The sequence below is a fragment of the Microbacterium sp. Au-Mic1 genome (genome assembly GCF_021341785.1).
In the GTDB taxonomy this organism is placed as follows: Bacteria; Actinomycetota; Actinomycetes; order Actinomycetales; family Microbacteriaceae; genus Microbacterium.
Genome location: NZ_JAJTTF010000012.1, coordinates 84,221 through 98,355, shown reverse-complemented (window position 1 = coordinate 98,355; position 14,135 = coordinate 84,221). Strand labels below are relative to the sequence as shown.

The 14,135-nt window shown below is 70.6% G+C and carries 12 protein-coding genes; all 12 read left to right on the top strand.

Annotation, left to right across the window (positions count from 1 at the left end; translation table 11 throughout):
- The first annotated feature begins 48 nt into the window (after window positions 1-48).
- The 12 genes from LXM50_RS15545 (at window position 49) to LXM50_RS18780 (ending at window position 14,024) form a co-directional block, all read left to right on the top strand.
- Window positions 49-486, top strand: coding sequence for a hypothetical protein (locus LXM50_RS15545; protein ID WP_233312376.1), 438 nt, complete (start codon window positions 49-51; stop codon window positions 484-486).
- A gap of 199 nt (window positions 487-685) precedes the next feature.
- Window positions 686-1,333: a spermidine/putrescine ABC transporter substrate-binding protein gene (locus LXM50_RS15540; RefSeq protein WP_233312375.1), complete on the top strand. Its 648-nt coding sequence runs from the start codon at window positions 686-688 to the stop codon at window positions 1,331-1,333.
- Window positions 1,334-1,439: 106 nt separating this feature from the next.
- Window positions 1,440-1,916 (top strand): DUF2975 domain-containing protein, encoded by a 477-nt coding sequence (locus tag LXM50_RS15535; RefSeq protein ID WP_233312374.1) that lies wholly within the window; start codon window positions 1,440-1,442, stop codon window positions 1,914-1,916.
- Entirely contained in the window at window positions 1,916-2,131 is a 216-nt protein-coding gene (locus LXM50_RS15530) for a helix-turn-helix transcriptional regulator (RefSeq protein ID WP_233312373.1), read from the top strand. The genes LXM50_RS15535 and LXM50_RS15530 overlap by 1 nt, the downstream gene beginning before the upstream one ends.
- Window positions 2,128-6,093, top strand: coding sequence for an SCO7613 C-terminal domain-containing membrane protein (locus tag LXM50_RS15525; RefSeq protein WP_233312372.1), 3,966 nt, complete (start codon window positions 2,128-2,130; stop codon window positions 6,091-6,093). Before LXM50_RS15530 ends, LXM50_RS15525 begins: the two co-directional genes overlap by 4 nt.
- A 310-nt stretch (window positions 6,094-6,403) precedes the next feature.
- On the top strand, window positions 6,404-6,772 hold the full coding sequence (gene rpsL, locus LXM50_RS15520; RefSeq protein ID WP_017201609.1) for a 30S ribosomal protein S12: 369 nt from the start codon (window positions 6,404-6,406) through the stop codon (window positions 6,770-6,772).
- A 5-nt stretch (window positions 6,773-6,777) separates the two neighbouring features.
- Window positions 6,778-7,248, top strand: a complete 471-nt coding sequence (gene rpsG / locus LXM50_RS15515; protein WP_045271034.1) for a 30S ribosomal protein S7 — start codon at window positions 6,778-6,780, stop codon at window positions 7,246-7,248.
- Between the two features lie 120 nt (window positions 7,249-7,368).
- Complete coding sequence (gene fusA / locus LXM50_RS15510) at window positions 7,369-9,483, top strand: elongation factor G (RefSeq protein ID WP_233312371.1); 2,115 nt, start codon at window positions 7,369-7,371, stop codon at window positions 9,481-9,483.
- Between the two features lie 155 nt (window positions 9,484-9,638).
- A complete protein-coding gene (gene tuf / locus LXM50_RS15505) occupies window positions 9,639-10,829 on the top strand; it encodes an elongation factor Tu (protein ID WP_105686027.1) in 1,191 nt (396 codons plus the stop codon).
- A gap of 205 nt (window positions 10,830-11,034) precedes the next feature.
- Window positions 11,035-11,259: a hypothetical protein gene (locus LXM50_RS15500; protein WP_045249928.1), complete on the top strand. Its 225-nt coding sequence runs from the start codon at window positions 11,035-11,037 to the stop codon at window positions 11,257-11,259.
- A 255-nt stretch (window positions 11,260-11,514) separates the two neighbouring features.
- On the top strand, window positions 11,515-13,038 hold the full coding sequence (locus LXM50_RS15495) for a polysaccharide biosynthesis tyrosine autokinase (RefSeq protein ID WP_233312370.1): 1,524 nt from the start codon (window positions 11,515-11,517) through the stop codon (window positions 13,036-13,038).
- 185 nt (window positions 13,039-13,223) lie between these two features.
- Window positions 13,224-14,024 carry a helix-turn-helix domain-containing protein gene (locus LXM50_RS18780; RefSeq protein ID WP_233312369.1) on the top strand — a complete coding sequence of 267 codons (801 nt, stop codon included), beginning with the start codon at window positions 13,224-13,226 and terminating at the stop codon, window positions 14,022-14,024.
- The last annotated feature ends 111 nt before the right edge of the window (window positions 14,025-14,135 follow it).

The window sequence follows — 14,135 nt, the reverse complement described above, 5'->3', positions numbered from 1 at the left end:
AACCCCCGCGAGCCCCGGCCCGCGGGGGTTCGGCCTGTCCTCGCCTGGGTGATCGGGGTGATCTCGTTCTTCGCGCTGGCGATCATGGGCCTCGGCATGCTCAGCCTGCTCACCGAGCACGACCTCATCGCGGTCCCGCGGCTCGGCCAGCTGCCCGGCATCGTCGGCATGGTGCTCGCCGTCGTGGTCTTCGCCCTGTCACTGCGAGGCGTGCTCGCGGATCCGCATCCGTCGTTCGTCGCGACGGTGTTCCTCGCGCTGGGGGCGGCGCTCGTGCATCTGGGCGGCGTGTGGGGCGCGGCCGTGGCCGAGGGGGCGGGCGCGGTCGACGCCACCGCCGCCGCCGGTCAGCTCGTGCTGGGCGGAGCGAGCGCCGTCATCGTGGTGGCGGCCCTGATCGCGGCGTGGGTGGCGATCGCACTGCGCCGCACAGAGGCCAGGGCGCCGCGCTGGCCGTGGGAGAAGGACGACGACGAGCAGCCGTGACGCCCCCTTGTCCGCTCGGCTCCGGCGCAGCACGCCCTGATCAGGTGAAGGCGCCGAGAACAGATCCGGGTGGATCCGCCTGACTTCGGTCGATCGGCCCGATCGCGGCAGCGGCGCAGCCTTCCCGCGCGGCTGCGATGACGCCGCCGATCTCGCGTGCCGTGGCCGCCCGGGCGTGTCCGCCCCGTACGCTGGAGGCGTGGAGCGCTCGCTGGAGACGCAGGTGGACCAGGCCGTCGAGGCCTGGCTGCGCTGGGTGCCGCGCTGGGAGCCCTCCACGCACCGCGGTCGTGTCGCGCCGTGTCGCCGCTGCCTCGGCTCTCCCGTGCTGTCGGCCGCGGGCATCGGCGGGAACGTGCCGCACGGCGTGCAGCACGGGTTGTCCACGCGCATCAAGACCATCGTCGACCACGCCGTCGCCGAGTACACCGCCCGGAACCTGCCGATGCTGCAGGGCGAGCTCGACCAGCAGGCCGCGCGCAACCGCGCCCGCGCCTACCGGCCGGCCGAGGACCTCGAGCCCGAGTACGAGGGCATGCCGCTGGATCCGGATCCGGTTCCCGGTGCGCCGTTCCTGTTCACGCTCGCGGGCATGGCCGATGAGGATGCGGGCGAACTGCCCCCGCTGCCGCCGCTCAGCGATGACGCGAAGGCCGCGCTGCGCCACGAGGTCGCGCTCGCCGACGACTACGCCAACGTCGTGGGTCGCGAGATCTGCGGCCTGCTGCTGCGGCACCGCCTGCGGGTGCAGGCGGCGATCAGCGAGTACGTCGAGCCCCAGATCGAGGCGATGCTCGCCGAACTCACCGAGGCGCTGGACTCGCCCTTCGACCCCGACACCCTCTGACCCGGAAACGGGACATTCGCTGGGAGACCGGATCCGGGCTGGCATCGCCGCGCGCGCATGGCTATCGTTTTTCGATAGATAAAGATCGCTTTTCGATAGGAGCGCCATGCAACCCCGGATCACCGCCGCACTCAAGGCGCTCATCGTCGTGCTGCTCGCCCTGCTGCTGGCGACGCAGGTGGCGCTCATCCCCGGCGTGGCCGTACTCACGGCCCAGCGCAATCCCGAGCTCGCGTATCTGACCGGTCCTGGCATCGTCGGCGGGGTTGTGCTGGTGGCGCTGATCGAACTCGTGCTGGTCTGCGTCTGGCGGCTGCTCTCCCTCGTGCGCCAGGATCGGATCTTCAGTTCAGGGGCCTTCCTCTACGTCGACATCATCATGGTGACCATGGCCGCCTCGGCGGTGCTGATCGCGGCGGCCGTGGTGGTGCTCCTGCTGGGGCGCGCGGTGAACCCTTCGATCCTGCTGCTCGGGGTGGTCGGCGTGGTGATCGGGATCGCCCTCGCTCTGCTGGTCGGTGTGATGCGCGGGCTGCTGCGCAAGGCGCTCGAGCTCGAGCAGGATCTGTCCGAGGTCGTCTGATGCCCATCGTGATCGATCTCGACGTGTTGCTCGCGAGCAAGAAGATGAGCGTGCAGGAGTTCGCCGACGCCATCGGCATCACGCCGGCCAACGTCGCCGTGCTCAAGAACGGTCGGGCCAAGGCGGTGCGCTTCACGACGCTCGACGCGATCTGCCGGGTGCTGGAATGCCAGCCCGGTGACATCCTGCGCTGGATCCCGGACGGCGAGGCATGAGCGCCTCCGCGATCTGGGTGGCCACCGCGCTGGAACGGCTTCGTGACGACGCGCACTGTCCGATCTGCGGCGCCGCGGTCGCCGGGCCCACCTGCCGGGCCTGCGGAGCGGACTTCCGCGGCCCCGAGGCGCAGGACCTCTGGACGGCTTCGACAGAGGCGGCCGCCGCACTCGCACGTCGCGAGCAGCTGCTGGCCGCGCTGCCCCGGAGCAGCGCCGTCGCGAAGAAGGGCGCGGCTCCGGCCGAATCCGCCCGTGTCGGGGCCGCGAGGGTCGGAGCACGGCCCGTCACAGCCGCCTCGGAGACGCCGATCGCCCCGCCGCCCGTGCGCCCGCCCGCCCCGAGCCGGCCCGGAGCGGCGCCGGAGCGGAGCGCCCCGCTGCAGTCGCTGCTGTCGCTGGCCGGGGCCGCGCTGTTCGGCACGGCGGCGATCGTGTTCAGCTTCTTCACTCCGGATCTCGCCGACGCGGCGCGCACCGCCATCATCGGTACGACGGGTGCGCTGTTCCTGGCGGGCGGCGCGCTGCTCGCCCGCCGTGGACTGCGGTTCTCCGCGGAGACCGTGGCCGGTCTCGCCCTGGTGTTCGCCGGGCTCGCGGCGCAGGGCGTCCTCGCCGCCGCGCCGGGTGCCGATCGATGGCTGCTCGGTGCCGGGGTGACCGCCGCGGGATCTACGGCGCTCCTCGCGATCGCCGGCCGGGCGCGACTGCGCATCTGGCTCTGGGCGGGGCTGGTCGGACTCGCGGTCGCTCCCGCGATGCTCGCGGGCGTCGCGGGCATCGGCGATGTCGGCCTGCTCGCCGTCCTCGCGGTCGCCTTCGTGGCGCTCGCCGAGGTCGCCCTGCTGCCGCGATTCGGGGCCCGGTTCCTGGCCGACGCCGACACCGCGGATGCACCGGACCGCGAACGAGAGCCGGATCCGGTGCCGCTCGCCCTCGAACGCGGCTCGCTCATCGTCGCCCAGGCGGTCGCCGTGACGATCGTGCTGCTCGTGAGCGCCGGCCGGCTGGTGACCTTCTCTGGCACGATGCCCGTGCTCGCGATCACCGCCGTGCTCGTCTGCACGCACGCCCTGCTCGCCACCCGCAACGGGGGCGCGGTCGCGTGGAGCATCGTCGCGGGGATCGCCGGTTCGGGTGCCCCGGTGCTGGTGGCGCTGAGCATCGCGCCGCGCATGGGGGAGCCGTGGTTCCTGGTCGCGTGTGCGGCCGGGGTGGGGCTGGGCCTGGTGCTGCTCGGCGCCGTGCTCCCGCTGCCGCGCACCGCGCGCCCGGTCGCCGTCGTCGGGGGCGCATTGGGCGTGCTCGCCGTCGCGCTCGCACCGGGAGCGCTCTTCACCGCACTCGCAGGCGGATCCGTCCTGGCCAGAGCCGGGCGCACCGGGCTCTCGGACGGCCCGATCGGCGAGCTGCCCGCCGATCTGGGATGGGCACTGGTCGTGAACCTCGCCGTCGGCGCCGCCGCGCTCGGAGCCGTGGCCGCCCTGGCGTGGCGGCGGAGCGCGACGTTCCGCGCCGTGTTCGCGGTGCTGGCGATCGTGCCCGGCTCGTTCGCCGTGCTCGCACTGGGGGCGTCCCCGCTCCTGGAGGCGCCGCTGCGCATCGGCCTGCTGCTGGTCGCCGGAGTCTCGGTGTCGCTGGTGGCGAGGGTGCCGCGGCGGCGGATCGGGGAGGTCGCCCGGATCCTGCTGGTGCTCGCGGCCCATGTCGCGGTCGCCCTCGCGGCGTTCGTCGGCGCCGAGGATCCGGCCCTCATGCCCGTGGCGGGCGTGGTGACCCTGCTCGCCCTGTTCGCGCTCGGCGCGGCTCTGCCGGCGAACTGGCGGTTCCTGCTGGTCGGGGCGGGCTTCGGCTATGGGCTCCTGGTCCTCTCCTCGGGGCTCGCCCTCGCCGGCATCGGCGGCGTCGCGCTGCTCAGCCTCACCGCGACGACGGGTCTGCTCACGGTCGCCGCGGTCACCGCCGTGCGGGTGGTCCCGGGGAGCTCCTGGCAGGCGATGCTCGTGGTCGCCACAGTGCCGTTCGCCATCGGGGTCGCCCAGGTGCTCGTCGAACGCAGCGGCTGGACGGCGCTGCCCACGGCCGCGATGGCCGTGCTGGCCGCCCTGCTGCTGGGCACGCGGCGCGAAGGCGCGGTGCCCGCGGTGCGACTGCTCGCGGCCGCCGCGATCGTGCCGGCCCTCGCGGTGTCGGTGCTCTGCCTGGGCGCCCAGCTGCTCGCGACGAGCGCCTCGCCCGTGGTGCTGCCGGTGATCGCCGCGCTCGTGGCAGGCGTGCTGCCGTGCACGCGAGGGGTTCGCCGCGTGGTCGCGGACCGCGGGGTGGGCCGCATCGTGGCTGCGCAGGTGCAGACCGCTCTCGAGGCGGGCGCCCTGCTCACCGGTGCGCTCGCCGCCGTCCTGGCGCTCGTGCGCGAGGCCGCGGGCTTCGGCACGACGTGCGCGGTGCTGGCGCTGCTCGCGGCCGGATCGGGCGTCGCCGCCGCAACGACGGGCCGACGGCACCTGCGCGCGGTCGCGACGGTCGCCGCCACGGGTGCCCTGTGGTCGGCGTGCGCAGCAGCCGGGGTCGGCCTGGCCGAGGCGTACCTGCTGCCGCCCGCGCTCGCGGCGGTGGCGTTCGGCATCGTGCGCGCACTGCGAGGCGGCACCGGGGCCGTGTTCGTCGCGGTCGGATCCGCCGGCGCGGTGGTTCCGGTGCTCGTGCTCACCGGAGTCGGCGCCGCGGAGGCCTCGCCCTGGCGCACCGGGGCGCTGCTCGCAGCATCGTGGCTGCTTGCGGCGATCGGCGGCCTGCTGGTTTGGAAGCTTCGCGGGCGCGACGCCGACCGCATCGCGAAGGAGGGGGCGTCTGCGACGACGGCGGCGAACGCGTCCGCGGCGACGCCGGGCGGGTCCGCCGCGGTCCGCCGCCTGCGGCCCGCCGTCTCGTGGCTGATGGCGGCATCGATCGTGGCCGGGGTGGCGGGCGCCGTGCAGGCGATCCTGCTGAGCCGGGGAGAGGGCCTGGGCGGGCTGCTGCCCGCGCCGCTCTCGGCCGTTCCGCTGTTCCTCGCGTGCACCGGGCTCTCGGTCGCGGGGGGAGCGGGCATGGCCGCGGGCGCCGGAGCGCTGCGTGCGGTGGCCCCGATCGCCGCGGTGCGACAGTCCCCGTGGCTCTTCGTCCCCGCACTCGTGGCGACGACGGCGGGCGTGTGGCCCGCGATCCAGCGGGACTGGTTCTCGATCTGGGGCATGTGGTCGCTGATGCTGGTGCTGCTGGCGGCGACGGCCCTCACCGCGCGGCGGGTCGTCCGCGGCGCGTTCACCGTCGCGCCGGTGTGGATCCTGTTCGCCCTGGCGTTCGTCACCGCCGTCGTGGCCTGGAGCCCGCGCGATCTGCGCGTCGAGTGGTTCTCCCTCCCGCTCGGGCTGTTCCTGATCGCGGCGGGGATGCAGGGACGGTTCGACGTCCCGTCCCCGCCTGCCGATCCCGCTTCGCAGTCTCCTCAAGGCCGCGCCCGCAATCCGCGGGGCGCCGGCGCCGATGCGTCGTCGGGCGGTGCGGTCCCGACCGGGACGACCCCGCCACCGCCCTTTGCCGGCCTGCGCGACTGGCCGCGGGGCGCGACCGGATCCTGGGCGCTGCTGGCACCCGGCATCGTCGTGACCATGCTCGCCTCGGTCGTGTCGACGTTCACGGATCCGCTCACGTGGCGCGCGATCCTGGTCATGGTCTGCGCCCTCATCGCGATCCTCGTCGGCGCGACCCGCCGGCTGGCCGCGCCGTTCCTCATCGGGCTGATCGTGCTGCCGATCGAGAACGTGTTCGTGTTCGCCGTGCAGATCGGCCGGGGGATCGAATCGATGCCCTGGTGGATCACGCTCGCGGTGATGGGTGCGGTGCTGCTCATCATCGCGACCACGGCCGAACGACGCGCCGAGCGCGCTCCGATGACGGCCAGACTGCGGGACCTGCGGTGACCGGATCGGATCCGCCGGCGGGCCGGTTGCGAGTCGGGGAGCGAGGCCGCGCTCGGGTGAGGATCGGCCCGCGCCGTGCCGACGACGTGCCCCCGGCGCGCCGTCCGTGCGCATTTGACCGGGCGTGTTACCGCGCATTACCATAGAGCGGGTATGCGTGTGTCTTGACGCGCGCGTACCGGGCGCCGGCACTCGCCGGTTCCGCCCCCACGGCATACCCACCACTCAAACGCACGTCGTTCTCGGCGTGCGGGCGGGTCTGATGTGAAACCCATCACGCTGTCACCGTGCAGCACAACAAGGAGAAGCAGTGCCAACTATTCAGCAGTTGGTTCGCAAGGGTCGTTCGCCGAAGGTCACCAAGACCAAGGCTCCCGCCCTGAAGTCGAACCCGCAGCAGGCCGGCGTGTGCACCCGCGTGTACACCACCACCCCGAAGAAGCCGAACTCGGCGATGCGCAAGGTCGCTCGTGTGAAGCTCCGCAACGGCACCGAGGTCACGGCCTACATCCCCGGTGAGGGCCACAACCTGCAGGAGCACTCGCTGGTGCTCGTGCGCGGTGGTCGTGTCAAGGACCTCCCCGGTGTCCGCTACAAGATCGTCCGTGGCGCCCTGGACACCCAGGCCGTCAAGAACCGTAAGCAGGCTCGTTCCCGCTACGGCGCGAAGAAGGGTTGAGTTAGATGCCTCGTAAGGGCCCCGCCCCCAAGCGCCCCGTTGTCAACGACCCGGTCTACGGTGCTCCGATCGTCACCTCGCTGGTGAACAAGATCCTGGTCGACGGCAAGAAGTCCCTCGCCGAGTCGATCGTCTACGGCGCCCTCTCGGGCGTCGAGGCGAAGAACGGTCAGGACGCCGTCGCCACCCTGAAGAAGGCGCTCGACAACGTGCGCCCGACCCTCGAGGTCCGCAGCCGCCGCGTCGGTGGCTCGACCTACCAGGTCCCGGTCGAGGTGAAGCCGCACCGCGCGAACACCCTCGCCCTCCGCTGGCTCGTCAGCTACGCCAAGAGCCGCCGTGAGAAGACCATGACCGAGCGTCTCCAGAACGAGATCCTGGACGCCTCGAACGGCCTGGGTGCCGCGGTCAAGCGCCGCGAGGACACTCACAAGATGGCCGAGTCGAACCGCGCGTTCGCGCACTACCGCTGGTAATCACCAGTCGGGCCGGGATCGGCTCCTGCCGCTTCGCTCGTCGAAGCACAGGATCCGGTCCCGGCACCCTCACACTTTCCTTCGTCGCGTGACGACAGCAAGAAGATAAGGACACACCCCGTGGCACAAGAAGTGCTCACCGACCTGAGCAAGGTCCGCAACATCGGCATCATGGCGCACATCGATGCCGGTAAGACCACGACGACCGAGCGCATCCTGTTCTACACGGGTGTGAACCACAAGATCGGCGAGACCCACGACGGCGCCTCGACGACCGACTGGATGGAGCAGGAGAAGGAGCGCGGCATCACGATCACGTCCGCCGCCGTGACCTGCTACTGGAACAAGAACCAGATCAACATCATCGACACCCCCGGTCACGTGGACTTCACGGTCGAGGTGGAGCGCTCGCTCCGCGTCCTCGACGGCGCGGTCGCCGTGTTCGACGGCAAGGAGGGCGTCGAGCCCCAGTCCGAGACCGTGTGGCGTCAGGCCGACAAGTACAACGTCCCCCGCATCTGCTTCGTCAACAAGATGGACAAGCTGGGCGCGGACTTCTACTACACGGTCGACACCATCGTGAACCGCCTCGGCGCCAAGCCGCTCGTCATGCAGCTGCCGATCGGCTCCGAGAGCAGCTTCGTCGGCGTCGTCGACCTCATCGAGATGCGCGCGCTCGTCTGGGCCGGCGACTCCAAGGGTGACGTCACCATGGGCGCGTCCTACGAGGTGCAGGAGATTCCGGCCGACCTCAAGGACAAGGCCGAGGAGTACCGCCAGGCGCTGCTCGAGACCGTCGCCGAGAGCGACGACGCGCTGCTCGAGAAGTTCTTCGGTGGCGAGGAGCTCACTGTCGCCGAGATCAAGGGCGCGATCCGCAAGATGACGGTCGCCTCCGAGATCTACCCGGTGCTGTGCGGCTCGGCGTTCAAGAACCGCGGCGTGCAGCCGATGCTCGACGCCGTCATCGACTACCTGCCGAACCCGCTCGACGTGGGCTCGATCGAGGCGCACGACCCCAAGGACTACGACACGATCATCGAGCGTCACCCCGACGCGAAGGACCCGTTCGCGGCCCTCGCGTTCAAGGTCGCCGTGCACCCGTTCTTCGGTCGCCTCACCTACGTGCGCGTCTACTCGGGCGAGCTCGACTCCGGTGCCCAGGTCATCAACTCGACCAAGGGCAAGAAGGAGCGCATCGGGAAGATCTTCCAGATGCACGCCAACAAGGAGATCCCGGTTCCGGCGGTCACCGCGGGCAACATCTACGCCGTCATCGGTCTGAAGGACACCACCACGGGTGACACCCTCACCGACCCGGCCTCGCCGGTGGTCCTCGAGTCGATGACGTTCCCCGAGCCCGTCATCGAGGTCGCGATCGAGCCGAAGACCAAGGCCGACCAGGAGAAGCTGGGTGTCGCCATCCAGAAGCTCGCCGAAGAGGACCCGACGTTCCGCACGGAGCTCAACCCGGAGACCGGTCAGACGACCATCAAGGGCATGGGCGAGCTGCACCTGGACATCCTCGTGGACCGCATGAAGCGCGAGTTCAACGTCGAGGCCAACGTCGGCAAGCCCCAGGTGGCGTACCGCGAGACGATCCGCAAGGCCGTCGAGAAGCACGACTACACGCACAAGAAGCAGACCGGTGGATCGGGCCAGTTCGCCAAGATCCAGTTCACGCTCGAGCCGCTCGATCTCGACGCCGAGAAGTCGTACGAGTTCGTCAACAGCGTGACCGGTGGTCGCATCCCGCGCGAGTACATCGAGCCGACCAACCAGGGCTTCCAGGACGCGATGGCGGCCGGTGCTCTGGCGGGCTACCCGATGGTGGGCGTCAAGGCGATCCTGCTCGACGGCGCCTCGCACGACGTCGACTCCTCGGAGATGGCGTTCAAGATCGCGGGCTCGATGGGCTTCAAGGAGGCCATCAAGCGCGCGAACCCGGTGCTGCTCGAGCCGCTCATGGCCGTCGAGGTGCGTACGCCCGAGGAGTACATGGGCGACGTCATCGGCGACCTGAACTCGCGTCGTGGCCAGATCCAGTCGATGGAGGACGCCCAGGGCGTCAAGGTCGTGCGCGCGTCGGTCCCGCTGTCCGAGATGTTCGGCTACATCGGCGACCTGCGTTCGAAGACCTCCGGCCGTGCCGTCTACTCCATGGAGTTCGACAGCTACGCCGAGGTCCCGCGCGCCGTCGCCGACGAGATCATCCAGAAGACCAAGGGCGAGTAAGCCCTAGGAGCCGGTGAGGCTCGGATCGGATCCGGGCCTCACCGGCACTCAGACAACTTCACATCGTCTCTCTACTAAACTGAGAATCAAACCCGTAGGAAAGCGGTCACAATCCAGTGCCCGGTGCCCCTACATGACGTCCTGAGGAGGACCCAGTGGCTAAGGCCAAGTTCGAGCGGACCAAGCCGCACGTGAACATCGGAACGATCGGTCACGTCGACCACGGCAAGACCACGCTCACCGCTGCGATCTCGAAGGTGCTCGCCGACAAGTTCCCGTCGGCCACCAACGTTCAGCGCGACTTCGCGTCGATCGACTCCGCGCCTGAGGAGCGTCAGCGCGGTATCACGATCAACATCTCGCACGTCGAGTACGAGACCCCGAAGCGTCACTACGCTCACGTCGACGCGCCCGGTCACGCCGACTACATCAAGAACATGATCACCGGTGCGGCTCAGATGGACGGCGCGATCCTCGTGGTCGCCGCCACCGACGGCCCGATGGCTCAGACCCGTGAGCACGTTCTGCTCGCCAAGCAGGTCGGCGTGCCGTACCTGCTCGTCGCGCTGAACAAGGCCGACATGGTCGACGACGAGGAGATCCTGGAGCTCGTCGAGCTCGAGGTCTCCGAGCTGCTCGCCAGCCAGGGCTTCGCCGAGGACGCGCCCGTCGTGCGCGTCTCGGGCCTGAAGGCGCTCGAGGGTGACGAGAAGTGGACCCAGTCCATCCTCGACCTCATGGAGGCCGTCGACAACTCGATCCCCGACCCGGTGCGCGACAAGGACAAGCCGTTCCTGATGCCGATCGAGGACGTCTTCACGATCACCGGTCGTGGCACCGTCGTCACGGGCCGCGCCGAGCGTGGCACCCTCGCGATCAACTCCGAGGTCGAGATCGTCGGCATCCGCCCGACGCAGAAGACCACGGTCACGGGTATCGAGATGTTCCACAAGCAGCTCGACGAGGCATGGGCCGGCGAGAACTGCGGTCTTCTGCTCCGTGGCACCAAGCGCGAGGACGTCGAGCGCGGCCAGGTCGTGGTGAAGCCGGGTTCCATCACCCCGCACACCAACTTCGAGGGCACCGCGTACATCCTGTCCAAGGACGAGGGTGGCCGCCACAACCCCTTCTACACGAACTACCGCCCGCAGTTCTACTTCCGTACCACCGACGTCACCGGCGTCATCTCGCTGCCCGAGGGCACCGAGATGGTCATGCCCGGCGACACCACCGACATGTCGGTCGAGCTGATCCAGCCGATCGCCATGGAGGAGGGCCTCGGCTTCGCGATCCGTGAGGGTGGCCGCACCGTCGGCGCCGGCACGGTCACGAAGATCGTCAAGTAAGCATCTGCTTTCCGCAAAGGGGTCGAGCCTTCGGGCTCGGCCCCTTTGTCGTTCCCGCGCCGCACGCCGATGGCGGGTCCGTCGCCGGCGCGGGTGCTTCTTCATCTCCCGACACTTCGCGCGCGAAGGGTTCCTTTCGGCCGCGCCGACCGGCAGAATGGCGACGTGCGGGCCGAAAGACGGCCCGATCTAGGGAGGGAACCCCATGGGTCTCGGTGACGCCATCAACGACGCGGTGAACAAGGGCAAGGAGTTCTTCGAGGAGAACAAGGACAAGGTCGAGGAGCTGCTGCACAGCGAGCAGGCTGAGGGCATCAGCGACACCGTCCTGGGCGGCGCCGCAGACCTCGCCAAGAAGGTCGCGCCGGGTGCTGCCGAGCAGATCGATGGCGTGCGCGACAACCTCGACAAGCAGGTCGGCAACGAGTGATCTCGATCTGAGTACTTCCGGAGGGCGGGGCGCTGCAGCGCCCCGCCCTCCGTCGTGCGTGCCGGATCCGTCCCGGTGATCGACGCGGTCGGATCCGATGCCGCGAACGGCGAGCCGGCAAGCGCGGGCCGCACCCGGCAGGCGCGGCGGAGCGGCGCGGGAACCGAGGGGTGACAGCGACGCCGCGCTCGATATACTGCGGGTGTCCTGTGGGAGGACGAGCAAGTACAGAACGCTGCTGGGGAGCGGATCGTTGTGAACATCGAAGATTACTGGCGTGTGGTCCGTCGGCACTGGGTCGCCATCCTTCTGAGCACCGCGCTGGGCGTGGCCATCGCTTTCGGCGTGAGCCTGCTGGTGCCGAAGGTGTACACCGCGGATGCGAGCGGATTCGTGGTGTCGCAGAGCAGCGGCTCGACGGGCATCGCGTCGCTCGCCGACACCTATGCGAAGTCGCGTGCGAAGTCGTACATCGAGATCGCGAAGAACCGGTCGGTGGCGCAGGCGGTCATCGACCAGCTCGGTCTCACGACCTCGGCGCAGGCGCTGGTGAACCGGATCTCCGCCTCGGTGCCGCTCGACACGGTGACGCTGCGCATCACCGCCCAGGCGCCCACGCCGCAGCAGGCGCAGGATCTCGCCAATGCGTGGATCCGCGCGCTGGCGGTAGAGGTGCAGAGGCTGGAGAGCGGGCAGGTGCTCGCGCAGGCCGGGGCCGCCGCGACGGGCGACTCCGGCTCGGGCACCTCGGGCGTGGGAGACGGCAGCACGGGGAACGCGGCCGTGGTCGCCCTTGTGCCGGGCGACACCGCGGTGCTGCCGGGCTCGCCGTCGTCGCCGAACACGAGGCTGAACCTGCTGCTGGGCGCGCTCATCGGCCTCGCACTCGGCATCGCCTGGGCGCTGGTGCGCAACACGGCGGACAAGCGGATCCGCTCCGCTTCGGCCGTCGAATCGACGTTCGGGGTCTCGGTGATCGGCACCCTTCCCGCCGACCCGAAGCTGACAGGCAGCGAACAGCGCCTGATCACGACGTCGAGCGCGCGCGCCGACAACGAGCATCTCCCGCTCGCAGAGGCGTTGCGCGAGCTGCGCACCAACATCCAGTTCCTGCACGTGGACAATCCGCCGAAGGTGATCGTGCTGACGAGCCCGGTCCCCGGCGACGGCAAGTCGACGGTGGTCGCGAACCTCGCACTGGCGATCGCGGAGTCCGGAAAGCACGTCGTGCTCGTCGACGGGGATCTGCGGCGGCCCACCGTTGCGGGCACGTTCGGACTGCCCGGTGCAGCGGGGCTCACCGATGTGCTGGTCGGCAACGCGGCCATCGGGGATGTGCTGCAGCGCTCGGCGCTGCATCGCAACCTCTTCCTGCTGGCGGCGGGCAGAGTGCCGCCGAACCCGAGCGAACTGGTCGGCACGAACGTGATGCACGATCTGCTGCGCACCCTGTCCGAGCATGCGATCGTGCTGGTGGATGCGCCGCCTCTGCTGCCCGTAACGGACGGTGCGATCCTGGCCACGCAGGGCGACGGCGCGATCGTCGTGGTGAGGGCCGGCACCACGCACATCGACCAGCTCGGCAAGGCGCTGTCGAATCTCGACAAGGCCGGCGCGACAACGCTCGGCGTCGTGATCAACCAGATCCCCCTGCGCGGGATGGACCGGGCCGGGTACGGGTACTACGGCGGCGGGTACGTCGGCCGAACCGGAGGATACATCGCCGCGGATCCCGGATCCGCGCAGTTCGATGAGCTGATCGCGCAGGCCCGGCGATGACCGGCGAGGCTCTTACGGCGACCGCGCTGTCCTCGTCGCCGAACCGCTCGACCACCGCGACGGGGGAGCCCTCGTCTGCGACCTTGTCCGCACGCGCGTCCGCGGTGTCGCCGGCGAGTGGGTCCGGGGCGGCGACTGGCACCGCGGCATCGCCAGTGGGTGGCCCCGTACCGTCGGGTGCCGCGGTGTCGCCGGCCGGTGCCGCGCAGCGGCTGGAGCGCGAGTTCGGCGACGTGCGGATCCGGCTGACCAGGGCGACCGGGGGCGTGCTGTCGCTGAGCGCGGGCCCGGGCATGCTGGCCGTGCACGGCGTGCGGCGCGGGCGCGTGGCGGTGCGCGGGGGATCGACGCCGTTCGAGGTGACGCAGAACGGTGCGCTGCTGATGGCGGACTGCACCGTGATGGCGGCGGTGCTGCGGCCGAGCGAGCTGATCTCGATCACGGTGCCGGTGCCGCCGGGGGAGGACGTGCCGTCCGGAGCCCGTCCCGCGGTCGGCGGCGAGACGCTGCTCAGCGGCGTGATCGCGTTCGCGGGGGAGGTCGTGACCGCGGTCGATCGCGAGGTGATGGGCGTGCCGCATCCGCACATCGAGCTGCTCGTGCGGGACATGGTGGCACGGCTGCTGACCGTCGAGGCGGTGCAGGAGGCGCCCAGTCCGATGCGGCGCGCGCTGGCGGTGATCATGCGCATGCACGCGGATCCGCGGCTCGGCTCGCGGCGGATCGCCGAGGCCGTGAACCTGTCCGTGCGTCAGCTGGAGCGCCAGTTCCACGCGCACGGCACGACGATCGCGCGGGAGGTGCGGCACGCACGGCTGGATGCGGCGGTCCGACTGCTCAGCGAGGATCCCACCGGCCTGTCCAGCATCGATGAGATCGCGCATCGGGTCGGGTTCTCCGGCGGATCCCCGCTGGCGCGGGCCATGCTGCGCGAAGGGCTGCCCTCGCCGTCGGCGGTGCGCTTGGGAGTCAGGCTCGCGAGCTGACTCGGTCGGCCCGCCGCGCGGTCGGATTCGGCGGGCGATTCCGCCGCAGCGCAGCTATCCGCCACCCGCGGGCGACGGGCCGTGCCGAGCGCGACGCGTATCCGGCTGATT

Coding starts and splice junctions, on each gene's coding strand:
- LXM50_RS15535 (WP_233312374.1), top strand. CDS start 1,440: ATGCAACCCCGGATCACCGCCGCACTCAAGGCGCTCATCGTCGTGCTG.
- LXM50_RS15500 (WP_045249928.1), top strand. CDS start 11,035: ATGGGTCTCGGTGACGCCATCAACGACGCGGTGAACAAGGGCAAGGAG.
- rpsG (WP_045271034.1), top strand. CDS start 6,778: ATGCCTCGTAAGGGCCCCGCCCCCAAGCGCCCCGTTGTCAACGACCCG.
- LXM50_RS15530 (WP_233312373.1), top strand. CDS start 1,916: ATGCCCATCGTGATCGATCTCGACGTGTTGCTCGCGAGCAAGAAGATG.
- LXM50_RS15525 (WP_233312372.1), top strand. CDS start 2,128: ATGAGCGCCTCCGCGATCTGGGTGGCCACCGCGCTGGAACGGCTTCGT.